The organism is Cereibacter azotoformans, from assembly GCF_021391315.1.
GTDB lineage: Bacteria > Pseudomonadota > Alphaproteobacteria > Rhodobacterales > Rhodobacteraceae > Cereibacter_A > Cereibacter_A azotoformans.
The window spans coordinates 601,738-628,293 of the sequence record NZ_CP090021.1 but is presented as its reverse complement, the minus strand read 5'-3'; the positions used below and the strand labels follow the sequence as shown (position 1 = coordinate 628,293).

General features: G+C 67.5%; 22 protein-coding genes and 1 tRNA gene. 11 read left to right on the top strand and 12 right to left on the bottom strand.

What is annotated here, in order from left to right; translation table 11 throughout:
* Positions 1-60 precede the first annotated feature (60 nt).
* Positions 61-1,206 (top strand): benzoate/H(+) symporter BenE family transporter, encoded by a 1,146-nt coding sequence (locus LV780_RS03120; protein ID WP_108221058.1) that lies wholly within the window; start codon positions 61-63, stop codon positions 1,204-1,206.
* Between the two features lie 3 nt (positions 1,207-1,209).
* Here LV780_RS03120 and LV780_RS03115 read toward each other — a convergent pair whose 3' ends face one another.
* Positions 1,210-3,561, bottom strand: a complete 2,352-nt coding sequence (locus LV780_RS03115; protein ID WP_101340542.1) for an ATP-dependent helicase — start codon at positions 3,559-3,561, stop codon at positions 1,210-1,212.
* A gap of 180 nt (positions 3,562-3,741) precedes the next feature.
* Between LV780_RS03115 and LV780_RS03110 the strand changes: the two genes are divergently transcribed.
* Positions 3,742-7,206 (top strand): pyruvate carboxylase, encoded by a 3,465-nt coding sequence (locus LV780_RS03110; protein WP_101340541.1) that lies wholly within the window; start codon positions 3,742-3,744, stop codon positions 7,204-7,206.
* A gap of 68 nt (positions 7,207-7,274) precedes the next feature.
* Here the strand turns inward: LV780_RS03110 and LV780_RS03105 are convergent, their stop codons facing one another.
* Positions 7,275-8,075, bottom strand: a complete 801-nt coding sequence (locus tag LV780_RS03105) for an inositol monophosphatase family protein (RefSeq protein WP_011907729.1) — start codon at positions 8,073-8,075, stop codon at positions 7,275-7,277.
* Positions 8,076-8,164: 89 nt separating this feature from the next.
* Positions 8,165-8,527 (bottom strand): helix-turn-helix domain-containing protein, encoded by a 363-nt coding sequence (locus LV780_RS03100; RefSeq protein ID WP_002722818.1) that lies wholly within the window; start codon positions 8,525-8,527, stop codon positions 8,165-8,167.
* A gap of 363 nt (positions 8,528-8,890) precedes the next feature.
* Here LV780_RS03100 and LV780_RS03095 point away from each other — a divergent pair, with 363 nt between their 5' ends.
* Entirely contained in the window at positions 8,891-9,850 is a 960-nt protein-coding gene (locus LV780_RS03095; RefSeq protein ID WP_011907728.1) for an NADPH:quinone oxidoreductase family protein, read from the top strand.
* 3 nt (positions 9,851-9,853) lie between these two features.
* On the opposite strand, the gene LV780_RS03090 is transcribed toward LV780_RS03095, so the two are convergent.
* Positions 9,854-10,786 carry a LysR family transcriptional regulator gene (locus LV780_RS03090; RefSeq protein ID WP_011907727.1) on the bottom strand — a complete coding sequence of 311 codons (933 nt, stop codon included), beginning with the start codon at positions 10,784-10,786 and terminating at the stop codon, positions 9,854-9,856.
* A gap of 121 nt (positions 10,787-10,907) precedes the next feature.
* Between LV780_RS03090 and LV780_RS03085 the strand changes: the two genes are divergently transcribed.
* Both LV780_RS03085 and LV780_RS03080 read left to right on the top strand, forming a co-directional pair.
* Positions 10,908-11,138, top strand: a complete 231-nt coding sequence (locus LV780_RS03085) for a DUF1127 domain-containing protein (RefSeq protein WP_011907726.1) — start codon at positions 10,908-10,910, stop codon at positions 11,136-11,138.
* A gap of 132 nt (positions 11,139-11,270) precedes the next feature.
* Positions 11,271-12,011: a Bax inhibitor-1/YccA family protein gene (locus tag LV780_RS03080; protein ID WP_011907725.1), complete on the top strand. Its 741-nt coding sequence runs from the start codon at positions 11,271-11,273 to the stop codon at positions 12,009-12,011.
* Between the two features lie 204 nt (positions 12,012-12,215).
* Here LV780_RS03080 and rpmG read toward each other — a convergent pair whose 3' ends face one another.
* The 6 genes from rpmG to LV780_RS03050 all read right to left on the bottom strand — a co-directional run bounded on the left by rpmG (position 12,216) and on the right by LV780_RS03050 (position 17,498).
* Positions 12,216-12,383 carry a 50S ribosomal protein L33 gene (gene rpmG, locus LV780_RS03075; RefSeq protein WP_002722806.1) on the bottom strand — a complete coding sequence of 56 codons (168 nt, stop codon included), beginning with the start codon at positions 12,381-12,383 and terminating at the stop codon, positions 12,216-12,218.
* A 180-nt stretch (positions 12,384-12,563) separates the two neighbouring features.
* Positions 12,564-13,472, bottom strand: coding sequence for an ABC transporter permease (locus LV780_RS03070; RefSeq protein WP_108221059.1), 909 nt, complete (start codon positions 13,470-13,472; stop codon positions 12,564-12,566).
* Positions 13,473-13,549: 77 nt separating this feature from the next.
* A complete protein-coding gene (locus LV780_RS03065; RefSeq protein ID WP_108221060.1) occupies positions 13,550-14,824 on the bottom strand; it encodes an ABC transporter permease in 1,275 nt (424 codons plus the stop codon).
* A gap of 49 nt (positions 14,825-14,873) precedes the next feature.
* Complete coding sequence (locus tag LV780_RS03060; protein WP_181969630.1) at positions 14,874-15,962, bottom strand: ABC transporter substrate-binding protein; 1,089 nt, start codon at positions 15,960-15,962, stop codon at positions 14,874-14,876.
* Positions 15,963-16,018: 56 nt separating this feature from the next.
* Positions 16,019-17,122: an ABC transporter ATP-binding protein gene (locus LV780_RS03055; protein ID WP_011907721.1), complete on the bottom strand. Its 1,104-nt coding sequence runs from the start codon at positions 17,120-17,122 to the stop codon at positions 16,019-16,021.
* A gap of 289 nt (positions 17,123-17,411) precedes the next feature.
* Positions 17,412-17,498: transfer RNA gene (locus tag LV780_RS03050), tRNA-Leu, on the bottom strand.
* 252 nt (positions 17,499-17,750) lie between these two features.
* On the opposite strand from LV780_RS03050, the gene lipB reads away from it, so the two are divergent.
* The 3 genes from lipB to LV780_RS03035 all read left to right on the top strand — a co-directional run bounded on the left by lipB (position 17,751) and on the right by LV780_RS03035 (position 20,955).
* A complete protein-coding gene (gene lipB / locus LV780_RS03045; protein ID WP_108221061.1) occupies positions 17,751-18,407 on the top strand; it encodes a lipoyl(octanoyl) transferase LipB in 657 nt (218 codons plus the stop codon).
* 315 nt (positions 18,408-18,722) lie between these two features.
* Complete coding sequence (gene ctaD / locus LV780_RS03040; RefSeq protein ID WP_101340536.1) at positions 18,723-20,423, top strand: cytochrome c oxidase subunit I; 1,701 nt, start codon at positions 18,723-18,725, stop codon at positions 20,421-20,423.
* A gap of 1 nt (position 20,424) precedes the next feature.
* Positions 20,425-20,955, top strand: a complete 531-nt coding sequence (locus LV780_RS03035) for a DUF2244 domain-containing protein (protein WP_108221062.1) — start codon at positions 20,425-20,427, stop codon at positions 20,953-20,955.
* A gap of 18 nt (positions 20,956-20,973) precedes the next feature.
* Here the strand turns inward: LV780_RS03035 and LV780_RS03030 are convergent, their stop codons facing one another.
* Positions 20,974-21,432, bottom strand: coding sequence for a GatB/YqeY domain-containing protein (locus LV780_RS03030; protein WP_044248565.1), 459 nt, complete (start codon positions 21,430-21,432; stop codon positions 20,974-20,976).
* Positions 21,433-21,609: 177 nt separating this feature from the next.
* On the opposite strand from LV780_RS03030, the gene carA reads away from it, so the two are divergent.
* From carA to LV780_RS03015, 3 genes are all read left to right on the top strand, one after another.
* Entirely contained in the window at positions 21,610-22,773 is a 1,164-nt protein-coding gene (gene carA, locus LV780_RS03025; RefSeq protein ID WP_108221063.1) for a glutamine-hydrolyzing carbamoyl-phosphate synthase small subunit, read from the top strand.
* Between the two features lie 215 nt (positions 22,774-22,988).
* Positions 22,989-23,771 (top strand): L,D-transpeptidase, encoded by a 783-nt coding sequence (locus LV780_RS03020; protein WP_011907715.1) that lies wholly within the window; start codon positions 22,989-22,991, stop codon positions 23,769-23,771.
* Positions 23,772-23,939: 168 nt separating this feature from the next.
* Complete coding sequence (locus LV780_RS03015; protein ID WP_181318495.1) at positions 23,940-25,826, top strand: glycosyltransferase; 1,887 nt, start codon at positions 23,940-23,942, stop codon at positions 25,824-25,826.
* Positions 25,827-25,833: 7 nt separating this feature from the next.
* On the opposite strand, the gene LV780_RS03010 is transcribed toward LV780_RS03015, so the two are convergent.
* The gene (locus LV780_RS03010) at positions 25,834-26,469 is read right to left on the bottom strand and encodes a GntR family transcriptional regulator (RefSeq protein ID WP_011907713.1); all 636 of its coding nucleotides are present in this window, start codon (positions 26,467-26,469) and stop codon (positions 25,834-25,836) included.
* Positions 26,470-26,556: the final 87 nt, after the last annotated feature.

Here is a 26,556-nt window from a genome sequence, read left to right as displayed (position 1 = left end):
CTTCCGGCTTGCAGCCGGCGACACACTCGGCATAGTCGCGGCCGTTCGCGGGGGCTCAGCATGCGGCTTTCACTTCTTTCGGCGGCCGTGGTGGCCGCGCTGGTCGGCTATGGCTCGACCATCGCGCTGGTGCTGGCCGCCGCCGCGGCGGTCGGCGCAAGCGAGGCGCAGACGGCAAGCTGGGTGCTGGCCCTCTGCCTTGGCAAGGCCATGGGCAGCGCGTTCCTGAGCTGGCAGAGCCGGGTTCCGGTGGTGCTGGCCTGGTCCACGCCCGGAGCGGCGCTGGTCGCCGCGAGCGAAGGGGTCACGATGGCCGAGGCCGTGGGCGCCTTCGTTCTGGCCGGCGGGCTGATCGCGCTGACCGGGGCGCTCCGCCCGCTCGGCCGGGCGGTGGCGCTGATCCCCGACGGGATCGCGGCCGGAATGCTGGCGGGCGTGCTGCTGCCCTTCTGCCTCAAGCTGGCTGGCGCGGCCGAGGCGCTTCCGCTGCTGGTGCTGCCGGCGGTCGCGGTCTTCGCGCTCGTGCGGCTCTGGAACCCGGCCTTTGCGGTGCTGGCCGCGCTTGCGGGCGGCAGCGCGCTGGCCTTTGCCGGAGAGGCCGCGCTGCCCGCGATCCCCCTCGCCTTGCCCACGCTGGCCCTCATCGCGCCCGAGTTCGATGCGGCGGCCCTGATCGGGCTTGGCCTGCCGCTCTATTTCGTGACGATGGCCTCGCAGAACCTGCCGGGCTTTGCGGTGCTGCGCGCCGCGGGCTACGAGCCGCCGGTGCGCAGCGCCCTGACGGTGACGGGCGGGCTTTCGGCCCTGATCGCGCCCTTCGGCGGCCATACGATCTCGATGGCCGCGATCACCGCGGCGATCTGCCTGGGCGATGAGGTGCACCCGGATCGCGGCCGCCGCTGGATCGTGGGCCTTGTCTATGCCGGTGTCTGGGTGGCGCTTGGTCTCTTTGGTCCGGCGATCCTCGCCTGCATCGCGGCCCTGCCGCCCGCACTGGTCGCGGCGCTGGTCGGGCTCGCGCTGCTCGGCCCGCTGACCGGGGCGCTGACGGCGGCCTTCGCCGTGCCCGATCAACGATTCGCGGCCGTGGTCACGCTGGCGGTCACCGGATCGGGCGTGGCGATCCTGGGGATCGGCGGCGCCTTCTGGGGCCTTGCGGCCGGGCTGGCCGTTCACGCGATGGAGCGGGCAGCGCGCCGGGCCTGAGCCTCAGAACGGGATGTCATCCGCCTGATGAGCGGCCACGACAAAGCGCGCCACGATCTTCTTCGGCCCCGCCTTCTCGAAATCGACGTCGAGCTTGTCGCCCTCGATGCCTTGCACGAGTCCATAGCCGAACTTCTGGTGGAAGACACGATCGCCCTCGGAGAAGGCCGAGACCGCCTCGAGGTCGATGGTCACATGGCGGGATTCGCGCGGCTGGGCCATGGGCCGGCTCGTCGCGCGATCCTGCATCCGCTTCCAGCCCGGAGAGGCATAGACATCCGCCCGCACCGCACGGCTTTCCAGCGACGAAGCCATGCCCGCCGCGCCATAGCCCCCGCCATAGAGGCCGGGCGGCGTCAGCACCTCGACATGGGCCGAGGGCAGCTCGTCAATGAAGCGCGAGGGCAGCTGGCTCTGCCACTGGCCATAGACCCGGCGGTTGGCGGCAAAGGAAATGGTGCAGAGCTGCTCGGCGCGGGTGATGCCGACATAGGCCAGCCGGCGTTCCTCCTCGAGACCGCGCAGGCCGCTCTCGTCCATCGAGCGTTGCGAGGGGAACAGCCCGTCCTCCCACCCCGGCAGGAACACGACCGGAAACTCGAGCCCCTTGGCGGCGTGAAGCGTCATGATCGTGACCTTGTCGGCCGCCTCCTCGGTCTCGTTCTCCATGATGAGCGCGACATGCTCGAGAAAGCCCTGCAGGTTCTCGAACTGCTCCAGCGCCTTGACCAGTTCCTTGAGGTTTTCCAGCCGTCCCGGCGCCTCGGGCGTCTTGTCGGCCTGCCACATCGCCGTGTAGCCCGACTCATCGAGGATCTGCTCGGCCAGACGGATGTGGTCATGGTCGCGGTCGAGCGTGATCCCGTGCCAGCGGTCAACCCCCGCCACGAAGGCGCGGAGCTGCCCCGCGCCCTTCCCGCCGATGCCGCCGCGCGCCAGAAGGCTGCGCGCGCCGTCAAGCAGCGAGGTGCCGTGCGCCCGCGCCTCGCGCTGGATCTCCTGCTGGGCCTTGTCGCCCAGGCCGCGCTTGGGCTGGTTCACCACCCGCTCGAAGGCCAGATCGTCGTCGGGCGAGACCGCAAGGCGGAAGTAGGCCATCGCGTCCCGGATCTCGAGCCGCTCGTAGAAGCGCGGCCCGCCGATCACGCGGTAGGGCAGGCCGATGGTCAGGAACCGATCCTCGAAGGCGCGCATCTGGTGCGAGGCCCGGACGAGGATCGCCATGTCGTCGAGCCGGAAGGGCCCGAGCCCGCCGCGGCCCCGCTGGAAGCTCTCGACCTCGTCGCCGATCCAGCGCGCTTCCTCCTCGCCGTCCCAGTGGCCGATCAGGCGGACCTTCTCGCCCTCCTCGCGCTCGGTCCAGAGGGTCTTGCCGAGCCGGCCCGCGTTGGCCGCGATGATGCCCGAGGCGGCGGCCAGGATATGCGGGGTCGAGCGGTAGTTCTGCTCGAGCCTTATGACCTGGGCGCCGGGAAAATCCTTCTCGAACCGGAGGATGTTGCCCACCTCGGCGCCGCGCCAGCCGTAGATCGACTGATCGTCGTCGCCCACGCAGCAGATGTTGCGATGCGACTGCGCCAGAAGCCGCAGCCACATGTATTGCGCGACGTTGGTGTCCTGATACTCGTCCACGAGGATGTAACGCAGCCACCGGCGATACTGATCGAGCACGTCCGGGTGATTCTGAAAGATCGTCAGCACATGCAGCAGGAGGTCGCCGAAGTCGGTGGCGTTCAACTCGCGCAAGCGGGTCTGATACTGGTCGTACAGCTCGGTCCCGCGGTTGTTGTAGGCCGACGCCTCCGAAGCGGGCACCTTGGCGGGCGTCCAGGCCCGGTTCTTCCAGTGGTCGATGAGGCCCGCCAGCATCCGCGCGGGCCACCGTTTCTCGTCGATGTTCGCGGCCACGATCAGCTGCTTGAGCAGCCGCAGCTGATCATCGGTGTCGAGAATCGTGAAGTTCGACTTCAGCCCCACCAGTTCGGCGTGCCGGCGCAGGATCTTGACGCTGATCGAGTGGAAGGTGCCCATCCAGGGCATCCCCTCGACCTGCCCCAGCATGCGCGCCACGCGGTCCTTCATCTCGCGCGCGGCCTTGTTGGTGAAGGTCACGGCGAGAATCTCGTTCGGCCGGGCCCTTCCCGAATCGAGAAGATGCACGATCCGCGCCGTCAGCGCCTTGGTCTTGCCCGTGCCCGCCCCGGCCAGCATCAGGACCGGCCCGTCCAGCGCCAGGACAGCCTCGCGCTGCGCGGGATTGAGATCCTCGAGATAGGGACGCGGGCGCGCCGCCATCGCCTGGCGGCTGAGCGGCACGGCCGCCTCGAAGGCTTCGCTTTCATCGAACTGGCTCATGGGAGGCAATCTAGCCTGCCTCTGCCCCGAGTAAAAGAAGTGTTCTGCAATCGTTCGCCACACCACGTCCTTCGCCCCCGGATCGGTCAAAATTTCTTTCCAGACGTCCGTGTGTGCTATTGCGCCGCACCGCAGCACCACTAGAGTTCGCGCACCAGCCTGATGCCCGGAGGTGAACGCATGGCCGAGTTCAAGAAGATCCTCATCGCCAACCGCGGCGAGATCGCCATCCGGGTGATGCGGGCGGCGAACGAGATGGGCAAGAAGACCGTCGCCGTCTATGCCGAAGAGGACAAGCTCTCGCTCCATCGCTTCAAGGCCGACGAAGCCTACCGGATCGGCGAGGGGCTGTCGCCGGTCGGCGCCTACCTCAGCATTCCCGAGATCATCCGCGTGGCGAAGATGTCGGGCGCCGACGCGATCCACCCGGGCTACGGGCTCTTGTCGGAAAATCCCGATTTCGTCGAGGCCTGCACCGAGGCGGGGATCGTCTTCATCGGCCCGAAGGCCGAAACCATGCGCGCGCTTGGCGACAAGGCCAGCGCCCGGCGCGTGGCGATGGCCGCGGGCGTGCCGGTGATCCCGGCGACCGAGGTGCTCGGCGACGACATGGACGAGATCCGGCGTCAGGCGGCCGAAATCGGCTATCCGCTGATGCTCAAGGCCTCGTGGGGGGGCGGCGGGCGGGGGATGCGCCCGATCAACTCCGAGGCCGAGCTGGCCGACAAGGTGCGCGAGGGCCGGCGCGAGGCCGAGGCCGCCTTCGGCAACGGCGAGGGCTATCTGGAAAAGATGATCCTGCGCGCCCGCCACGTCGAGGTGCAGATCCTCGGCGACAAATATGGCTCGATCTACCACCTGTATGAACGCGATTGCACGGTGCAGCGCCGCAACCAGAAGGTGGTAGAGCGCGCCCCGGCCCCTTACCTTACTGACGATCAGCGCGCCGAGATCTGCGAGCTTGGCCGCCGGATCTGCGCCCATGTGAATTACGAATGCGCGGGAACGGTCGAGTTCCTGATGGATATGGACACCGAGAAATTCTATTTCATCGAGGTCAATCCGCGCGTCCAGGTCGAGCATACCGTCACCGAGGAAGTCACGGGGATCGACATCGTCCAGTCGCAGATCCGCGTCGCCGAGGGCGCGACGCTGGCCGAAGCCACGGGATGCCCAAGCCAGGAGGCGGTTACCCTGTCCGGCCATGCGCTGCAGTGCCGCGTCACCACCGAGGATCCGCAAAACAATTTCATCCCCGATTACGGCCGCCTGACCGCCTACCGCTCGGCCACGGGCATGGGCATCCGGCTCGACGGTGGCACGGCCTACGCGGGCGGCGTCATCACCCGCTATTACGACTCGCTGCTGGTGAAGGTGACGGCCTGGGCGCCGACGCCGGAAAAGGCGATCGCCCGCATGGACCGCGCGCTGCGCGAATTCCGCATCCGGGGCGTGGCCACCAACATCGCCTTCGTCGAGAACCTGCTGAAGCATCCCAGCTTCCTCGACTACAGCTACACCACCAAGTTCATCGACACGACGCCGGACCTGTTCAACTTCAAGCCGCGGCGCGACCGGGCGACGAAGATCCTGACCTACATCGCCGATATCACCGTGAACGGGCATCCCGAGACGGCGGGCCGGGCCCGGCCTTCGGTCGAGCTGAAGGACCCCCGCCCCCCGGCGCCGAAGGGCAAGCCGCAGCCCGGGACCCGCAACCTGCTCGAGGAGAAGGGCCCGCAGGCCGTGGCCGACTGGATGGCCGCGCAGACCCGCGTGCTGCTGACCGACACGACGATGCGCGACGGCCACCAGAGCCTGCTGGCCACCCGCATGCGCTCGATCGACATGATCAAGGTGACGCCGGCCTATGCCGCGAACCTTTCGGGGCTCTTTTCGGTGGAATGCTGGGGCGGCGCGACCTTCGACGTGGCCTACCGCTTCCTGCAGGAATGTCCCTGGCAGCGCCTGCGCGACATCCGCAAGCGCCTGCCGAACGTGATGACCCAGATGCTGCTGCGCGCCTCGAACGGGGTGGGCTACACCAACTATCCCGACAATGTGGTGCAGGAGTTCGTGCGTCAGGCGGCCGAGACCGGCGTGGACGTGTTCCGCGTCTTCGACAGCCTGAACTGGGTCGAGAACATGCGCGTCGCGATGGATGCGGTGATCGCGGCCAACAAGGTCTGCGAGGGCACGATCTGCTACACCGGCGACCTGCTCGACCCGGACCGGGCCAAGTATGACCTCAACTACTATGTCAGCATGGGCAAGGAACTGCGCGCCGCGGGCGCGCACGTGCTGGGGCTGAAGGACATGGCGGGGCTGCTGAAGCCCGCCTCGGCCCGCATTCTCATCCGCGCGCTGAAGGAGGAGGTGGGCCTTCCGATCCACTTCCACACCCACGACACCAGCGGCATCGGCGGCGCGACCGTTCTGGCCGCCTGCGACGCGGGCGTGGATGCCGTCGATGCGGCGATGGACGCCTTTTCGGGCGGCACCTCGCAGCCCTGCCTCGGCTCGATCGTCGAGGCGCTGCGCCATACCGAGCGCGACACCGGCCTCGACATCGAGTCGATCCGCGAGATCTCGGATTACTGGGGCCATGTGCGCCAGCATTACTGCGCCTTCGAATCCGGCCTGCCCTCGCCCGCCTCCGAGGTCTATCTGCACGAGATGCCCGGCGGGCAGTTCACCAACCTCAAGGCGCAGGCGCGCTCGATGGGGCTGGAGGACCGCTGGCCCGAGGTCGCGCAGGCCTATGCCGACGCCAACCGGATGTTCGGCGACATCGTGAAGGTCACGCCCTCGTCGAAGGTGGTGGGCGACATGGCGCTGATGATGGTGGCGCAGGGCCTGAGCCGCGCGCAGGTCGAGGATCCGGCGGTCGAGGTCAGCTTCCCGGACTCGGTCGTGGACATGCTCAAGGGCAACCTCGGCCAGCCCCACGGCGGCTGGCCCGATCCGATCCTGAAGAAGGTGCTGAAGGGCGAGCGCCCCTCGACCGAGCGTCCGGGGGCCCATCTTCCGCCGGTCGATATCGAGGCGGCGCGCGCGAAGCTGCTGTCCGAGATCAAGCAGGGCGCCGAGGATCCGCTCGACTCGGCCGTCGATTCCGAGGATCTGAACGGCTACCTGATGTACCCCAAGGTCTTCACCGACTACCGCGCCCGCCACAAGATCTACGGGCCGGTGCGGACGCTGCCCACGCGAACCTTCTTCTACGGCATGGAGCCGGGCGAGGAGATCACGGCCGAGATCGATCCGGGCAAGACGCTGGAGATCCGGCTGTCGGCGGTGGGCGAGACCTCGGACGAGGGCGACGCCAAGGTGTTCTTTGAACTGAACGGCCAGCCGCGGGTGATCCGCGTGCCGAACAGGGCGGTGAAGGCCAAGACCGCGGCCCGGCCCAAGGCGCAGGAGGGCAACCCCGCCCATGTCGGCGCGCCGATGCCGGGCTCGGTCGCCTCGGTCGCCGTCACGGTGGGCCAGAAGGTGAAGCCGGGCGACCTGCTGCTCACGATCGAGGCGATGAAGATGGAGACGGGTCTCCACGCCGACCGGCCCGCCACGGTGAAGGCGCTTCATGTCGGCACGGGCGCGCAGATCGAGGCCAAGGATCTGCTGGTCGAACTGGACGAGTGAGCCAGCCGGGGCCGGCGGCCGCCGGCCCCTCTCGGCCCAGGATGCGGATGGTCGGCCGGTGGCGCGGTTCAGCCGCGCAGGGCCTGCATGGCCGCCGCATGCATTTCGGGCGACGAGGCCGCGATGACGCGCCCGCCCTCAGGATTTCGGCGACCATTCCAGTCGGTCATGATCCCGCCCGCAGCCTCGATCACGGCCATCGGCGCCTGAACATCATAGGGCTGGAGGCCCGCCTCGACGACAAGGTCAATCTGCCCCGCCGCAAGCAGCGCATAGGCGTAGCAATCGGCGCCGTAGCGGGTCAGCCGCACCTGGCCGCTGAGACGGCGGAAGGCGGCCTCTTCCTCGGCGGTGCCAATCTCGGGGAAGGTGGACATCAGGATCGCTTCGGACAAAGGCCGCGGCGCCCGCGTCGCAAGCTCCCGCTCACCCAGAGGGCCGCGGACCACCGCACGGCCCAGACCGCCTTCGAACCTCTCGCCGATGTAGGGCTGGTCAATCAGGCCGTAGATCGGGCCGGTCTCGTCGGCGACGGAAATCAGCACTCCCCAGGTGGGCGTGCCGCACAGATAGGATCGTGTTCCGTCGATCGGATCCAGAACCCAGGTCAGGCCGCTTTCACCCGAACTGACGCCCATTTCCTCGCCGAGGATGGCGTCCCTCGGGCGTCGCCGTGCAAGGATCGCCCTCATGCGTTCCTCGCACAGCCTGTCGGCGACTGTGACCGGATCGAACCGGTCGCTTTCCTTGGTATCTGCCGTGAGGCCGGTGCTGCGGAAATGCAGCAAGGTGGCTTCCCGGGCTGCCGCGGCCAGTTCGGCCGCCGTGTCGATGAGTTCGGCGGTCTCGTCGTCAGTGAGCATCTGCATCCCGGCCCTCCTGCGCCCCGCGGGTATCCTGCGGGGCGGTCAGGGTCAAGCGCGGTGTCCCTGGCCCGGACACCCGCTCATCCATCGAGCTAGGCCGCTTCGGACAGCACGCGGGCGAGGTCAAACAGGCGGCGACGCTGCGCCTCGGGGATCGCGTAGTAGGAGCGGACCAACTCGAGCGCCTCCTTGTCGGTGATGCGGTCACCCTCGGCCTGACGCGCCTGATCGCCCGCACCCTCGAGCCCCTCGAAGAAGAAGCTGATCGAGACGCCCAGGGCTTCGGCGATGTCCCACAGACGCGAGGCGCTGACCCGGTTCATGCCGGTTTCATATTTCTGGATCTGCTGGAACTTGATGCCCACGCAATCGGCAAGCTGTTGCTGCGTCATGCCCACCATCCACCGGCGGTGGCGGATGCGCTTTCCCACATGGGCGTCGACAGGATGTTTCATGAAATGTCTCCGTAAATCTTCCAGCTGTCCCTGCCTTCTTAACAAGCAAATTGTATGCCAAAGCGGGCTCAGTGCTGCTTTTCTTTCCAGAAAAAGTTCACTTGAAACAAACCTGTCTTTTTGGATATGTCCATTCATACAGACCGGCGCGTCCCGCGCGCAGAGCCCGGTGGATCGCCCATCGGGCGCACAGAAAAGGCCTCACTCGCCTCAGAGTGATTTTGCGAAATGCATTGCAGTTTGCAATCTTTTCACCGCCAAAATTTTGCAGATCGCAAACGAGGCCGAAGGCTCTGGCAAAAACGACATCCTGATGGTGAGATCCGTCCGATTTTCCGCCTCCGAAAGGCCATGAACAGCCCCATGCGCGCCTTCAGACTGACAGAAACCGGACAGGATCCGGCGCTGACCGACCTTCCCCTGCCTGAGCCCGGACCGGGCGAGATCCGCCTCCGCATCGCCGCCTGTGCGCTCAATTTCGCCGATCTGCTGATGATCCAGGGCCGCTACCAGGAGCGCCCGCCCCTTCCCCTGACTCTCGGTATGGAAGTGGCCGGCACGGTCGATGCGCTGGGGCCGGGCGTGGCGGGTCCTGCCCCCGGCACGCGCGTCGCGGCCTTCGGCTCCTGCGGAGGGCTGGCCGAGTTCGGCTGCTGGCCGGCCGACCGCTGCCTGCCGCTGCCCGACGGCGCCGGCTTCCGCGAGGCTGCGGCCTTCCAGATCGCCTATGGCACGGGCCATCTCGCGCTGGAACATCGCGCACGCCTGCAGCCGGGAGAACGGCTTCTGGTGACCGGGGCGGCGGGGGGCGTGGGCCTCGCAGCCGTCGAGATCGGCCGGCGCATGGGGGCGCGTGTCATCGCCAGCGCGCGTGGGGCTGACCGGCTCGAGATCGCGCGGCAGGCCGGCGCGCACGAGACGATCGACAGCGACACGCCCGACCTCAAGGCGGCGCTGAAGGCGCTGGGCGGCGTGGACGTGACCTATGACACGGTGGGCGGTGCGGGGTTCGATGCGGCGCTGCGCGCGTCGCGCCCCGAGGGCCGGCTCCTCGCCATCGGTTTTGCCGGCGGCGATGTCCCGCAGGTGCCGGCGAACCTGCTGCTGGTCAAGAACCTGAGCGTGATCGGCCTTTACTGGGGCGGCTACATGACCTTCGCGCCGCAGGTGCTGATGCGCAGCCTCGAGACGCTGCTGGGCTGGATCGCCGATGGCAGCCTGCGCCCTCACATCAGCCATGAACTGCCGCTCGAACGCGCGGCCGAAGGGCTGGAGTTGCTGCGGAGCCGGCAGGCGACGGGCAAGGTGGTGATCCTCCCCTGACGGTCAGGCGCGAAGCGCCAGCCGCGGCGCGTCCTCGGCCGCCTCGCCCGGAACGTGCCGCGCCGCCACCGGCGCGCCGCCCGCCTGCGCGGCATAGGCGCGGCGGATCAGGTCGGCCAGCACCTCGACCGCCGGGCTGTGCACGGGATCGGCGACATACAGATTGACCTTGCTCGTCTCGAGATCGGGCAGGACACCGCAATGCGGGATACGCTCCATGTAGCGCGGCTCGGCCCCGGCGAGCGAGACATGCACCGCCAGATCGGCCGAGACACTGGCCTCGATGGTGCGCGAGCTGTCGGACTCGACCGCCATTGTCCAGGGAATGCCCGCCGCATCGAGCGCCGACTGAACCCCCATGCGGAAAATGCAGTTCGGCTCGAAGGCAAGGCGCAACGGGCGCTGCTTCCAGGCCTGCCCGCCCGGTGCGCCGACCCAGACCAGCGGCAGTTCGACCAGCGTTTCGCCGCCGGGCTCCACCGCATCCTCGGTGGTCATGATGACGTCGCACTCGCCGCGCGCGAACTGCGCCTTGAGCTTGCGGGTATAAGACGAGAGCAGCGTCACCCGCATCCGCGGGAACTCGGCCGCGAACCGCTGCAGAACCTGCGGGATGGCGGGATAGACAATGTCGTGGGGCACGCCCAGCACCACCTCACCCTCGTAATCATCATGCGTGAGCCGGCCGAAGACCTCGTCGTTCAGTGCCAACATCCGCCGCGCGTAGCCCAGAAGCTGCTCGCCCGCCGCGGTCAGCGTCACCCGGCGGGCCGAGCGATCCAGAAGCGCCAGATCGAGCGCCTCCTCCAGCCGCTTGATCTGCATCGACACCGCGGACTGCGTCAGGTTCAGGAAGCCCGCCGCGCGCGTGACCCCGCCCGCGTCGGCAACCGCCACGAAGGACCGCAGCGCGGTCAGGTCGAGATTTCGGGGCATCACGACTCCTGATGATTGAAGTCAAAAGCATTCATTTTCCAAATGTGAACGATTCGGGCATAAGGATCAAGCGGAGGGAAGGTCCCTCTGGCCAGAACCCGACCACCGAAAGGACGGACACATGTTTGCCTCGCTTCACACAGCCCGCATCGCGACCCGCGGCGTGCAGGCGGGCGGGAGCCTTCAGCGCCTCGTCGCCCGTTTCAACAGCGCGCTCGCCGCCCGTCGCCAGCGCCGCGCGCTGGCCCACCTCGACCCGCATCTTCTGAGCGATGTCGGCCTTACCGCCGAGGAAGCCCGCATCGAGGCGACCCGCCCGCTCTGGGACGTGCCGTCGAACTGGCGCAACTGAGACGTCGCGCCACGCCCCCTGCCCCCGTCGCGGACCGGAAGTCCTTGAACTGGGGGGCCAGCTTTCCAATATTGGCGTCAAACAGTGTCCGGGCGATCGGGCACCCTGACGGATCAACAAGGAGAGCACGAGATGGCTGAGTATCAGACGGTGCGTTCGGTCGGCGCAGGCGCCCGGGCGGCCAGGATCGACGAGGGCCTTCGCGCCCACATGAACAAGGTCTACGGGCTGATGTCGGTCGGGATGCTGCTGACCGGCGGCGTGGCCTGGGCCGTCGGGACCAGCGAGCAGCTCTTCTCGCTGCTGCGCGACCCGGTGACGATGAGCCCGAACATCCTCGGCTGGATCGTGATGTTTGCCCCGCTGGTGATGGTCTTCGCCTTCGGCGCGGTGCTGAACCGTCTGAGCCAGGCCGCGGCGCAACTCTTCTTCTACGCCTATGCGGCCGTGATGGGCCTGTCGCTGAGCTGGATCTTCGTGGCCTTCACCGGCGTGTCGATCGCGCAGACCTTCCTGATCACCGCGATCGCCTTCGCGAGCCTCTCGCTCTTCGGCTACACGACGAAGAAGGACCTCTCGGGCTTCGGCACGTTCCTGATCATGGGCGTGGTGGGCCTGATCGTGGCGATGATCGTGAACATCTTCCTCGCCTCGTCGGCGCTGGCCTTCGCGATCTCGGTGATCGGCGTGCTGATCTTTGCCGGCCTCACCGCCTACGACACGCAGAACATCAAGAACACCTACCTCCAGCACGCCCACAGCGGCGATGCCGAGTGGCTGGGCAAGGCCGCCATCATGGGCGCGCTGCAGCTCTACCTCGATTTCATCAACCTGTTCATGTTCCTGCTGCAGTTCATGGGCAACCGCGAGTAATCGAAGCACCGTTCCGCCGCACCGCCAACCCGCCGGGGCCTCCTCGGCGGGTTTTTCCTTGGGCCGAGCCCAGGTTCTTCTTCGGGCCCCGCCCGGTGGGGCCTTCGCGGTCGGGGCGGCCGCGCCCCCGGATGGAAGAGGCGCAAAAGCAGAAGGCCGCGCCCAGGAGGCACGGCCTTTTCCGCAAACCGGCAGAGGCAGATCTTACTTGATCTTGCCTTCCTTGTACTCGACATGCTCGCGCTTGACCGGGTCGTACTTGCGGACGACCATCTTGTCGGTCATGGTGCGGGCGTTCTTCTTGGTCACGTAGAAGTGCCCGGTGCCCGCCGTCGAGTTCAGCCGGATCTTGATCGTCGTCGGCTTCGCCATGGTTTCTCTCCTGCAGTCGGCGGGCAGACGCCCCCCGCAAAAATCCCTGAGGCCCGCCTTTTACCGAGGCTGATGCAGGAGTCAACCGCAAAAGGCCCCTGAAACGGCAGGCCGCGGAAGATGAAAAGGCCCGCGCGGCGCGTGTGTCGCACGGGCCTGACGCGGCGCCTTTTCGGAGCCTCAGTTCGAGATGCCACGGAGCCTCTCGGAGCGGCGGCGGAGCAGTTCGACCGTCGCCAGCAAGGCCACGGAGATGATCACGAGAATGGTCGCCACGGAGAGAATGGCGGGGCTGATCTGCTCGCGTATCCCGTTCCACATCTGGCGGGGAATCGTCTGCTGATCATGCGCGGCCACGAAGAGAACCACCACCACCTCATCGAACGAAGTGACGAAGGCGAAGAGCGCGCCCGAGACGACGCCCGGCAGGATGAGCGGCATGGTGACCTTGAAGAAGGTCGTGGTGGGACTGGCGCCGAGCGAGGCGGCGGCGCGGGTGAGCGACTTGTCGAAGCCGATCAGCGTGGCCGTCACGGTGATGATCACGAACGGAATGCCCAGCGTCGCATGGGCCAGCACCACGCCCACATAGCTGCCCGCAAGACCGGTGGCGGAATAGAAGAAGAAGAGCCCGGTGGCCGTGATGATGATCGGCACGATCATCGGCGAAATGAGGATCGCCATGATGGCCCGCCGAAACGGCATCTCGGGCCGCGACAGACCGAGGGCGGCAATGGTGCCGAGAACGGTCGCGACGATGGTCGATGAGACGCCGATGATGACGGAGTTCTTGGCCGCCCGCACCCAGGCCGCGTTGTTCCACACATCCATCCACCAGGATGAGGTGCGCGGCGCCTCGGGGTTGGCCATGCCGAAGGTGAGCAGCGTGTCGTACCAGCGCAGCGAGTAGCCGTCGGGGTCGAGCGCAAGCATCTTCTCGGTGAAGGTGAAGTAGGGCTCCACGTTGAAGCTGAGCGGAATGATGATCAGGATCGGCGCGATCAGGAACAGGAAGATCAGGGCGCAGATCACGCGATAGGCGTAGTACCAGATGCGCTCGAGCGGGCTGGCATAAACGGGAAGAGCCATCGGGCGGGTCTCCTGAGGCAGAGGCCGGGGGCGCTGCCCCCGGACCCCCGGGATATTTGGGCAGAGTGAAAGGCCGGTCAGCCCAGCTTGAGATTGTCGATGCCGACCAGACGGTCGTAGAGCCAGTAAAGGATCAGCACGGCGGCCAGCAGCACGGCGGCGAGGGCCGCGGCGAGCGACCAGTTCAGGCTGTCCTGCATGTGGAAGGCGATCAGGTTCGAGATGAGCTGCCCCGAAGCGCCCCCCACGAGCGCCGGGGTGATGTAGTAGCCGACGCCGAGGATGAAGACGAGCAGCGCGCCCGCGCCGATGCCCGGCAGGGTCTGGGGAAGATAGATCCGGCGGAAGGCCGTCCAGCTTGAGGCGCCGAGCGAGCGGGCGGCCCGGACATAGGAGGGCGGGATCGGCCGCATCACGGAATAGAGCGGCAGGATCATGAAGGGCAGCAGGATGTGCGTCATGGCGATGATCGTGCCGGTCTGGTTGTAGATCATCTGGATCCGGTTCGCATCGGAGATGAGGCCTGTGGCCACCAGGGAGTTGTTGACGACCCCCTGGCCCTGCAGCAGCACGATCCACGACGTCGTCCGCACGAGAAGCGAGGTCCAGAAGGGCAGGAGCACCAGGATCATCAGCAGGTTCGAGGTGCGCAGGGGCAGCGTGGCGAGCAGGTGGGCGATCGGAAAGCCCAGCAGCAGGCAGAGCACCGTGATCAGGCCCGCGATCAGGAAGGTTCGCTGGAAGAGCATGACATACACGCGGCGCTCCTGGGGGGCCCGCACGATGTTGCCCTCGTTGTCGCGGGCGAGATCGACCGAGGCGAGGAAGAAGTTCGGCGAATAGGCCCGCGAGACCTGTCGCATCGTGCCCCAGAGACTCGGGTTGCCCCATTTCGGATCCGCCTCGAGGACGGCCTCCCTGTAGGGCGGCTCGAACCCGCGCGCCTTGCGGCCGGTCGAGGTGAAGAGCGAGCGGGTGCCCGGCATCTCGTAGTTCACCCGCGTGCCCACGATGCCGATGGTCTTGGCCTCGGCCGCGCCCTTGAGATCGGCGGCAAGGGCTGCATAGGCGACCTCGTCCGGCTCGGTTCCGGGTTCGGTATCGGCGAACCACTGGCTGAGCTGCGGCATGTTGCGGGAGAAGCCGTCATTGTGGATCGAGCGGTGCAGCATCTGCCCGATCGGGACGATGAAGGTTATGACGATGAAGAGCAGAAGCGGCAGCACCAGAAGGAAGGCGCGGCGCCGTGCGCGGGACTGGGCGCGGCCGAGTGCGGCCTTCAGCGGGCGGCCATCGGCCGTCGTGAGGCGCCCGGGAGTCGGGGCGGCGAGATCTGTGGTTGCGTCGGCCATCTTTACCCTCGCATCAGGGGGCGCGCACCGGAATGCGCGCCCGTCCGTATCAGTTCGCCAGCCAGGCGTTGAACCGCTCTTCCAGCTCGGTATCGTGATCGACCCAGAACTCGTAGGACGAGGGCAGCGCGTTGGTCAGGTTCGCCTCGGCCGTCGGCATGTGCGGGGCCATCTCGGTCTGGCCGTCCTGATAGAGCCCGACCAGCGGGGCCGAGGACTTGCGGGCCGGGCCGTAGCTGATCCACTTGGCCTGGTCGGCCAGCGGCTGCGTCCCGGTTGCGAAGGCCACGAACTTCTTCGCCGCCTCGAGGTTGGGCGCGCCCTTCGGGATCACGAAGAGGTCGTATTCATAGACCTGACCGTCCCAGATCGGCACGAAGGGCTTGTTCTCGCTGACCGCGGCCGCGAAGATCCGGCCGTTGTAGGCGGTCGTCATGGCCACCTCGCCATCCGCCAGAAGCTGGACCGGCTGGGCGCCCGCCTCCCACCAGATCAGGTCGCCCTTGATCGAGGCAAGCTTGGCGAAGGCGCGCTCGACGCCTTCCTGCGTGTCCAGCACGTCATAGACCTCGGCCGCCGGGACGCCATCGCCCATCAGCGCCATCTCGAGCGTGGTCTTGGCGCTCTTCCACATGGCGCGCTTGCCGGGGAACTTCGACGTGTCGAAGAAGTCGGCGATGGTCTGCGGCTTCTCGTCGGGGAATTTCGACTCGTCGTAGGCCACGATCATGGAATAGACGATGTTGCCCACGGCGCATTCGCTGAGAGCGCCCGGCAGGAAGTCCTCGGTCGCCGGAGTGCCGTCGGGCGCGGGCGGCAGCATGGCCGGGTCGATCTCTTCGAGCTGGCCCTCGTCGCACAGGCGCACCGCGTCCGAGGTGTTCACATCCACCACATCGACGCTGACATAGTTGGCCTCGACCATCGCCTTGAGCGGCGTGGCGGGGTTGTCCGCATCCACCGACACCACGCCGATGCCGGTCTCGGCGGTGAAGGGCTTGTGGAACGCCTCGACCTGGCTGGTCGTATAGGCGCCGCCCCAGGACATGACCGTGATCTGCTCCGCCGCGGCGGAGAAGGCCACGGCCGTCAAGGCGGTGGACAGAATGAGGGCCTTCTTCATCGAGTCGTCTCCCATGTTGTGCAGTCTCGTTGTTATTGGCCGCAGCCTGCGGCAGGTCCGTTATTACGGAGTCAAAGCGGATCGAGCGCGCGCGCGTCCTGGGGCGCCCAGCCGATCCGGATCCTTTCGCCGGGCTGCAGCATCCGCTGGCCCAGCGTGTTCCGGCTCTTGATGACGAACTCCTCGGAACCGGCCACCCGCAGGCGGGTGCGGAAGATATCGCCCATGTAGATGAACTCCATCACCTCGGCCTCGATGAGGTGGGCGTTCGGCGGCAGCATCTCGGGCTTGTATTCCACCCGTTCGGGGCGGATCGAGACGAGAGTCTTCTGGCCCTTGTGGCTGACGTTGACCGGAGTTGCGTCGATCAGCTCGCCGGTGTCGAGCCGGACCAGCGCGCGGCCCTCGGCGATCTCCTCGATCACGCCGGGCAGGCGGTTGTTCTCGCCGATGAAGCTGGCGACGAAGCTGTTCCGCGGGCGCTCGTACAGCTCGTCGGGCGGGGCGAGTTGCTGGATGCGGCCGTCGTTGAAGACGGCGATCCGGTCCGACATGGTCAGCGCCTCGCCCTGGTCGTGGGTCACATAGACCACCGTGATGCCAAGGCTCTCGTGCAGGTGCTTGATCTCGAACTGCATGTGCTCGCGCAGCTGCTTGTCGAGCGCGCCGAGCGGCTCGTCCATCAGCACGAGCTGCGGGTCGAACACCAGCGCGCGGGCCAGCGCGATCCGCTGCTGCTGGCCACCCGAGAGCTGGGCCGGGCGGCGGTTCGCAAAGGCGCCCATCTGCACCATGTCGAGCGCGCGCTTGATCTTGCGCTCGCGGTCGCTCCGCGACATGCCCCGCACCTCGAGCGGAAACGAGAGGTTCTCGCCCACCGTCATGTGCGGAAAGAGCGCGTAGTTCTGGAACACCATGCCGATGCCGCGCTTGTGCGGGGGCACGGTGTTGATCGGGCGCCCGTCGAGCCGGATGTCGCCGTGGGTGGCGGTCTCGAACCCCGCCAGCATCATGAGACAGGTGGTCTTGCCCGACCCGGATGGCCCCAGCATCGTGAGGAACTCGCCCTGCCCTATGGTCAGGTTGAGATCCTTAACGACCAGCGTCTCCCCGTCGTAGCTTTTCTGCACATGTTCGAAAACGACGAAACCGTCGTCCTGGGTAGAAGCCACCACCCCATTCTCCCCATCTTGGTCCGGCAGGTTTCCTGCACTCGTTATGATCGTTTAAAACGGAACGGTCCCCGCAATGCAATCTTGTTGTGCACAGGCTGCGGGAGGGGCGGCGGTTGCCACCTTGATGGGCAGGTTGCACGGCAACACGCGCGCCCAAGCGCCGGGATGCGAACTGACGGGATCCAAATACGACGCATGGGCGACAAAAGCGCCGTCGCCCGCCCCTGGCCGAACCTGAAACGCCGAAGGGCGGCCCGGCGGGCCGCCCTTCGGCGTTTCGTCAGAGAAATGGTGCGGTCGAGAAGACTCGAACTTCCACGGGAGTTACCCCACAGCGACCTCAACGCTGCGCGTCTACCAATTCCGCCACGACCGCACTGCCTTGGCTTGGTGGCGGGTTCTTAGCCAAGCTCGCGAGGGAAGAAAAGGGCTATTTTCGCGCCGCGTCAAAAATGTTCGAAAGGCCTGGGATGGCCCCTCGGCTCGCGGGCCAAGCCGCGGGTCTTGCGCGAGAAGTCCCGCGCCAAAGCCCTGCCGCAAGGCTAGCGGCGCGCACCGTCTTGCCATAGATCCCGCACAGGGCCGGCACGATCCGGGCCCTGCGCCGCAGATCGGGAGGAAGGCCGCGATGTCTGACGTGGAATGGTCGGTTCTTCCGGGGCTCAGCCCCTACCAGGAAACGCTGTCGGCGATGGAGGCCCGCGTCGCCGCCATCCGCGCCGGCGACGCCCCCGAGGCGGTCTGGCTGCTCGAGCACCCCCCGCTCTACACGGCCGGCACCTCGGCACGCCCCGAGGATCTGGTCGAACCGGACCGCTTCCCCGTCCATGTCGCGGGCCGCGGCGGGCAATATACCTACCACGGGCCGGGACAGCGGGTGGCCTATGTCATGCTCGATCTCGACCGGAGGGGCCGTGACGTGCGCCGCTTCGTGTGCGCGCTCGAGGATTGGGTGATCGCCACGCTGGCCGAGTTCAATGTGAAGGGCGAACGGCGCGCGGGCCGTGTGGGGGTCTGGGTCGTCCGCCCCGACCGCGCCCCCGGACCCGGCGGCCAGCCCCGAGAGGACAAGATCGCGGCCATCGGCGTGAAGCTCCGCCGCTGGGTGAGCTTTCACGGGCTCTCCATCAACCTCGAGCCCGACCTGTCCCACTTCGAGGGCATCGTGCCCTGCGGCATCCGCGAGCATGGCGTGACGAGCCTCGTCGATCTGGGCCTGCCCGTCACGATGCAGGATCTCGACGCGGCCCTGCTGCGCACCTTTTCCCGCTCCTTCCCGGACTGATCCGCACGCCGTCCGGGCGGCCCGAGCCTCCGCCACCGATCCCGGCGGGCCCTTGCAGCCTGTCCGCGCCCGGGTGCAGCCCGAACGGGACGCAACGGAACGCCCGAGCGAGGCACGTCCGGCATCTCCTGCCGGACGCGGCCCTTCTGCGGCACCATGCCACTCAACAAAACGGCGGACTGGCCGAATTTATTGATCCAGATCAAAGTGCGAAGTTGCCGGAGCACATCCGGCGCTCTACACATAGACGCAGGCGCGGGTCGCGAGCCTGTCCGGCGCCTGCGGGATCGAAACAGCACGCGGGGAGGCGAGCCCATGGCCGACGCAGCCATCCATGGCCACGAGCACGACCGGAGGGGGTTCTTCACCCGCTGGTTCATGTCCACCAACCACAAGGACATCGGCGTTCTCTATCTCTTCACCGGGGGCCTCGTCGGGCTGATCTCGGTGGCCTTCACCGTCTACATGCGGATGGAGCTGATGGCGCCCGGCGTGCAGTTCATGTGCGCCGAGCATCTGGAATCGGGACTGGTCAAGGGCTTCTTCCAGTCGCTCTGGCCTTCGGCGGTCGAGAACTGCACGCCGAACGGCCATCTGTGGAACGTGATGATCACGGCCCACGGCATCCTGATGATGTTCTTCGTGGTGATCCCCGCGCTGTTTGGCGGCTTCGGCAACTATTTCATGCCGCTGCACATCGGCGCGCCGGACATGGCCTTCCCGCGGATGAACAACCTGTCCTTCTGGCTCTATGTGGCGGGGACCTCGCTCGCCGTCGCCTCGCTCTTCGCGCCGGGCGGCAACGGGCAGCTGGGATCGGGGATCGGCTGGGTGCTCTATCCGCCGCTCTCCACCTCCGAATCGGGCTATTCGACCGATCTCGCGATCTTCGCGGTGCACCTCTCGGGCGCGTCCTCGATCCTTGGCGCGATCAACATGATCACCACCTTCCTGAACATGCGCGCGCCGGGCATGACCATGCACAAGGTGCCGCTCTTTGCCTGGTCGATCTTCGTCACCGCCTGGCTGATCCTGCTGGCGCTGCCGGTGCTGGCCGGGGCGATCACCATGCTGCTCACCGACCGCAACTTCGGCACCACCTTCTTCCAGCCCTCGGGCGGCGGCGACCCGGTGCTTTACCAGCACATCCTGTGGTTCTTCGGCCATCCCGAGGTCTATATCATCGTCCTGCCCGCCTTCGGCATCGTCAGCCACGTCATCGCCACCTTCTCGAAGAAGCCGATCTTCGGCTATCTGCCGATGGTCTATGCGATGGTGGCGATCGGGGTGCTGGGCTTCGTGGTCTGGGCGCACCACATGTACACCGCGGGCCTCAGCCTCACGCAGCAGAGCTATTTCATGATGGCGACCATGGTGATCGCGGTGCCCACCGGGATCAAGATCTTCTCATGGATCGCGACCATGTGGGGCGGCTCGATCGAACTCAAGACGCCGATGCTCTGGGCGCTGGGGTTCCTGTTCCTCTTCACCGTGGGCGGCGTTACCGGCATCGTGCTGAGCCAGGCGAGCGTGGACCGCTACTATCACGACACCTACTATGTCGTCGCCCACTTCCACTATGTGATGAGCCTCGGCGCGGTGTTCGGCATCTTCGCGGGGATCTACTTCTGGATCGGCAAGATGTCGGGCCGGCAATATCCCGAGTGGGCCGGCAAGCTGCATTTCTGGATGATGTTCGTCGGCGCGAACCTGACGTTCTTCCCGCAGCATTTCCTCGGGCGGCAGGGGATGCCCCGGCGCTACATCGACTATCCCGAGGCCTTCGCCACTTGGAACTTCGTCTCGTCGCTGGGCGCCTTCCTGTCCTTCGCCTCGTTCCTCTTCTTCATCGGCATCGTCTTCTACACCCTGACGCGCGGCGCGCGCGTGACGGCGAACAACTACTGGAACGAACATGCCGACACGCTGGAATGGACGTTGACCTCGCCTCCGCCCGAGCACACGTTCGAGCAGCTTCCCAAGCGCGAGGACTGGGACCGTTCGCACGCGCACTGACATGCCCTACGAATGGGTCATCATGCCGAAGGCCCCGGAGCGATCCGGGGCCTTTTGCCATGCCGACGGGGACGCTCCGGCCTACCGGCTGCACCTGTGGCCCTACCGCTCGCTGCCGCGCCGCGGCTTTGCGGGTTTCATCGGGGCCACCTGCCTGCTGCTCGCGCTGCCGCTGGTGGGGGTGCTCGGCTCACCCGTGCTCTGGGGGCTGCTGCCGTTCCTGGCCTTGGCGGTCACGGGCATCTGGCTTGCGCTGAACCGCAGCTATGCCGATGGCGAGATCCTCGAGGAGCTGACGCTCTGGAGCGACCGGGTGACGCTCGACCGGCACGGGCCACGCGGACGGCGGCAGAGCTGGCAGGCCAACCCGCACTGGGTGCGGGTGACGCTTCACGGCAAGGGGGGCCCGGTGCCCAACTACCTGACTCTCGGCGGCGGCCCGCGCGAGGTCGAGATCGGTGCCTTTCTCAGCGAGGAAGAGCGGCTGGCGCTGCTGCCCGAGCTGCGTCAGGCGCTGGCCCGCGGGCGGTGACGGAGGCGCGCGCCCCGGTCAGCCCAGGCGGTCCTTCACCATCGGGCCCACGGCGCCGAAGTCCATCTGGCCGGTATAGCGCGCCTTCAGCTCGGCCATGACCTTGCCCATGTCGCGGATCGTCGTGGCGCCCACCTCGGCGATGGCGGCGGAAATGGCGGCCTCCACCTCTTCGGGATCGAGCTGGCGCGGCAGGAACTCCTCGATCACCTCGATCTCGGCCCGTTCCTTCTCGGCAAGCTCCAGCCGGCCGCCCTCCTCATAGGCGCGCGCGCTTTCGGCGCGCTGGCGGACCATGCGGCCGAGGATGGCGGTGATCTCCTCGTCCGACACCATTCCGGCGGCCCCGTCCACACGGGCCGCGATGTCGCGATCCTTGATGGCGGCATTGATGAGGCGCAGGGTCGAGAGGCGATCGGGCTCCTTCGCGCGCATCGCCTCTTTCATGGCATCCTGAAGCTCTTCGCGCAGGGTCATCCTCATCCGTCTCCGTGGCTGTGCGAAACCCGCACCATACAGGCAAGCCTTCGCCGACACAACCACGCCCCCGAAGATCAAGCCATTGATCAAAAAGGATAAGTCATTTCGGTCGCGGCCTTGACCCGCAGGGCCCCAACCCTTAGTGTCCGCCAGATTTTGCCAAGGAGTCGCCCCATGGCCGCCGCCAGCCCCACCGAAAAACCCACGGCCTGCCTCGCACTCGCCGACGGCACCATCTTTTACGGAAAGGGCTTCGGCGCCCGGGGTGAGACGGTGGCGGAACTTGTCTTCAACACCGCCATGACCGGATATCAGGAGATCATGACCGATCCCTCCTATGCCGGGCAGATCGTGACCTTCACCTTCCCCCATGTGGGCAATGTGGGCGTGACCCCCGAGGATGATGAGACGGCCGAGCCGGTCGCCTCGGGCATGGTCGTCAAGTGGGATCCGACCGAACCCTCGAACTGGCGCGCCACCTCCGAGCTGACCTCGTGGCTTCTGGCCAAGGGCCGGATCGGCATCGGCGGCATCGACACGCGCCGGCTGACCCGCGCGATCCGCCAGCAGGGCGCGCCGCATGTGGCGCTGGCCCACGATCCCGAGGGCCGCTTCGACATCGAGGCCCTGGTCGCCAAGGCCCGCGGCTGGCGCGGCCTCGTCGGGCTCGACCTGGCCCGCGACGTGACCTGCGCCCAGAGCTATCGCTGGGACGAGATGCGCTGGGCCTGGCCCGAGGGCTACCGCTCGCGCACCGAGCCGGGCCTCAAGGTCGTGGCGATCGACTACGGCGCCAAGCGCAACATCCTCCGTTGCCTCGCCTCGGCGGGCTGCGACGTGACCGTGCTGCCCGCGAGCGCCACGGCCGAGGATGTGCTGGCGCTGAACCCCGAGGGTGTCTTCCTGTCGAACGGCCCCGGCGATCCGGCCGCGACCGGCGCCTATGCCGTGCCGATGATCCAGGGCGTGCTCGAGAAGGATCTGCCGCTCTTCGGCATCTGCCTTGGCCACCAGATGCTGGCGCTCGCGCTCGGGGCGAAGACGGTCAAGATGAACCACGGCCACCACGGCGCGAACCACCCGGTGAAGGATCTGGACACCGGCAAGGTCGAGATCACCTCGATGAACCACGGCTTCACCGTGGACAGCCAGACCCTGCCCGCCGGCGTGAAGGAAACGCATGTGAGCCTCTTCGACGGCTCGAACTGCGGCATCCGGGTCGCGGACCGGCCGGTCTTCTCGGTGCAGTATCACCCCGAGGCCAGCCCCGGCCCGCAGGACAGCTACTACCTGTTCGAGCGGTTCGCCGCCGCCATGCGCGCCCGCCGCGCGGCCTGAGGCCGGCGGCTCCGGCCAGCCGGAGCCGCAGCAAGTCCGAAGCCCGGAGCGTCGCGCCGGGCACCCGCAGCACATCGGTTCGTGACCCTCTCCGGCGCCCTTGGCCGGAACCAAACACCCTTCGGCTTCCTTTTTCCGGTAACGGAGGGCGCAGGGCCTGCGGCAGGGGCTCGGTCCCGCAAGCGGCCCGCGCGCCCCGCAAGAAGGACAAGCCGATGACCGGATCTCTCCCCCGCCGCCTCCTGCCCGCCCTGGCCGCCCTCGCGCTGGTCGCCGCCTGCGCGCCAGAGCCTCCGCCCAGCCGAAGCGCCGCCCCGATGGGGATCTCTCCGCAGATTGCCGCGGTCTATGGCCCGGTTCAGGACGGAGAGCGCATCATCCCTGCCGTCCCGCCGCAATATCTGGCCGAGCACAAGATCCGCCGCGAGGTCGATTACTGGACCGACCAGCCACCCGGCACCATCGTGGTCGATCCCTACGCCCGCTACCTCTATCTCGTGCAGCCGGGCCAGCGCGCCATCCGCTATGCCGTGGCCGTGGGGCGCGAGGGCCGCGGCTTTTCCGGCGATGCGGTGATCCCGATCAAGCGCGAGTGGCCGCGCTGGATCCCGACCAAGAGCATGATCGAGGAAGACCCCGAACAATACGGCCCCTACAGGGACGGGATGGACGGCGGCCTCTCGAACCCGCTCGGGGCACGGGCACTCTATCTGCACAGGAACGGCAAGGACACCTACTACCGCATCCACGGCACCAACGATGTCTCCTCGATCGGTCAGGCCACCTCGGCCGGCTGCATCCGGCTCTGGAACCAGGACATCCTCGATCTCTACGCGCGCGTGCAGCCCGGAACCCGCGTCGTCGTGCTCACCGAAGCCGATTCCGGGCGGGGCACGGTGCCGACCGGCAACGCCCTCCCGCCGCGCGTGGCCGGGTTCGACCCGGTGGCGCCTCCCGGCGAGACGGCGGCCACGATGTTCTTCACCGAGCGATTCTGACAGTCGGCTTGCGGTGAAGGGGCAGGCACGCTCTGCTGCCCCCTCCCCCAGATTGGCCTTGGGGCTTTCAAGCCTTCTTAACCAGTTCGAGCGAAGGTGCGGCATCCAGCGAAAGGCTTGACCGTGGCCGCCCCTCCCCTTGTCCTGTCCGTCGAAAGGCGCCGCCCGATGCCGCCTTCCAAGGCCGCGCCTTTGCCCGAGGCCCCGGCTCCCGACGCCTTGGGCGTGATGCTCCTGCGGCAGGGCCACCTTGCGCCGCACCGGATCATGGGCGCCCTCCGGCGCAGTTCGGGCCATGCGGCGGGACTTGCCGACGTGCTTCTGGCCGAAGGGGCCATGGATGAGGAGGAAATCCTCGCCCTGACCGCCCGCCAAAGCGGCCTGCCGCTGCTCGATCCGGCAACGGGGGCCGCCGATCCGCGGCTCATCGACCGCCTCGGCGTTCGGACCTGCCTGCGCGAGACGCTTCTGCCGGTGCATGACGTCGGCGGCGCCGTGCTGGTCGCGGCCCCGTCGCCCGAGAGCTTCCGGCGCCACGGCCCGCTGCTCGGGCATCTCTTCGGGCGCGTGATCCCCGTGCTGGCCACGCGAACCGCGATCGAGGGCGCGCTGCATGCGGCGCGCGCCACAGCCATCGGACTTGCGGCCGAAACCCGCGTCACGCCCGGCGAAAGCTGCCGGGGCTGGCGCACCGGGCGGGCCACGCGGCTTGCCCTCGGCACGGCCCTCGGCATTGCCGCAGGGCTGATGCTGGCGCCGGGGCTGGTGGTGCTCGCGCTTTCCCTCTGGGCGCTGTTCGCCATGACCTGTGGCACCGCCCTGCGGATCGCCACAGCCATAGCCACGCTCCGCCGCCGCCCGCCGGAGCCGCCCTGCCCGCCCCTCCTGCGGCTGCCCATCGTCTCGGTGATCGTCGCCCTCTACCAGGAGGAGGATATCGCCGGCCGCCTCGTGGCGCGGCTCGGGCGGATCGACTATCCGCATGACCGGCTCGAGATCCTGCTTGTCGTCGAAGAGGCCGATCTGCGCACCCGCAAGGCTCTGGTCGAGGCCCGCCTGCCGCCCTGGATGCGGATCGTGATCTCTCCCGCCGGCGCCATCCGCACCAAGCCGCGTGCGCTCAACGTGGCGCTCGACCATTGCCGCGGCTCGATCGTGGGCGTCTATGACGCCGAGGATGCGCCCGACCCCGACCAGATCCGCCGCGTGGTCGAGGGGTTCAGCCGCCGCGGCTCGCAGGTGGCCTGCCTTCAGGGCCAGCTCGACTATTACAACCCGCGGACCAACTGGCTCTCGCGCTGCTTCACCATCGAATATGCCTCCTGGTTCCGCCTGATGCTGCCGGGGCTCGACCGGCTCGGGCTTGCGGTGCCGCTGGGGGGAACGACGCTCTTCTTCCGCCGCGAGGCGCTCGAGGATCTGGGAGCGTGGGACGCCCACAACGTCACCGAGGACGCCGATCTCGGCATCCGCCTCGCGCGCCATGGCTACCGGACGGACCTGATCGACACGGTGACGGGCGAAGAGGCGAACTGCCGCGCGCTCCCCTGGATCAAGCAGCGCTCCCGCTGGATCAAGGGCTTCATGATGACCTGGGCCGTCCACATGCGCGATCCGGTGCTTCTGTGGCGGCAGCTGGGCCCCTGGCGCTTTGCCGGCTTTCAGGTAATGTTCCTCGGCTCGCTGTCGCAGACGCTGCTGGCCCCGGTCCTGTGGTCGTTCTGGCTGCTGGCCCTCGGCCTGCCGCATCCGGTGACGCCGCTTCTGTCCACGCCGGCCCTCTGGGCCATCGTCGGCCTGCTCCTCGGAGCAGAGGGGGTGAGCATCGCGCTCGGCATCCTCGCGCTGCGCCTCACGCGGCACAAGCTCAACCCCCTGTGGGTGCCGACGATGCATCTCTACAACCCGCTGGCCACCCTCGCCGCCTACAAGGCCCTGTGGGAACTTCTCCGCGCGCCCTTCTACTGGGACAAGACGCGCCACGGCCTCTTCGACGGCTCTTCGCGGGGGCCGGCGGCCTGGGTGCCGCGGCTGAGAGGCCAACGCGCGGCCTGATGGCGCGTCACCGCATCCGCAACTCGCCCGCATCCACCCTCAGCCGGGTCTCGAAGGCCTTCGAGATGTGATTGCGCAGGGCGGCATAGGCCGCATCGCCGTCACGGGACGCGATGGCCTGAACGATCTGGTCATGTTCGGCCATCGCCACCTCGTCACGCCCCTCGGCCGCGAAGGAGGTGTTCGCCATAAGGGCCATCGACCGATGCACGAGGTCAAGCTGCTGCACGAGAAAGCGGTTGTGCGACGCGAGATGGATCTGCTTGTGGAACCGCTTGTTGGCCTTCGACAGCGCCCGCGGATCGCCGCCGAGGAGCGCGCGGTCATCCTCGACCATGCCGCGCAGCACGCGGATCTCCTCTTCCGTGGCGTGCCGCGCCGCCAGCCGCGCGGCCAGCCCCTCCAGTTCGGTGCGCACGGTGTAAAGCTCGGACAGCTGGTTGTGGTCGAGCGACGCCACGATCAGGCTCCGCCCGTCGCGCGTCAGCATCGACTGGGTCTCGAGCCGCTGCAGCGCCTCGCGAACCGGCGTCCGCGACACGCCCAGCCGCTCGGCCAGTTCGGATTCGACCAGACGGTCGCCCGGCTTGTAGAGCCCTCCCTCGATGGCCTCGAGGATCAGCGTATAGGCATCTTTCTGCACGAGGACGCGGCCCTTTCCCAAGCTTCCTGCGGAACGGCGCGACGTTATCCGCGAGCGGCGATGCAGATCAACGGCAAACCATTGCGC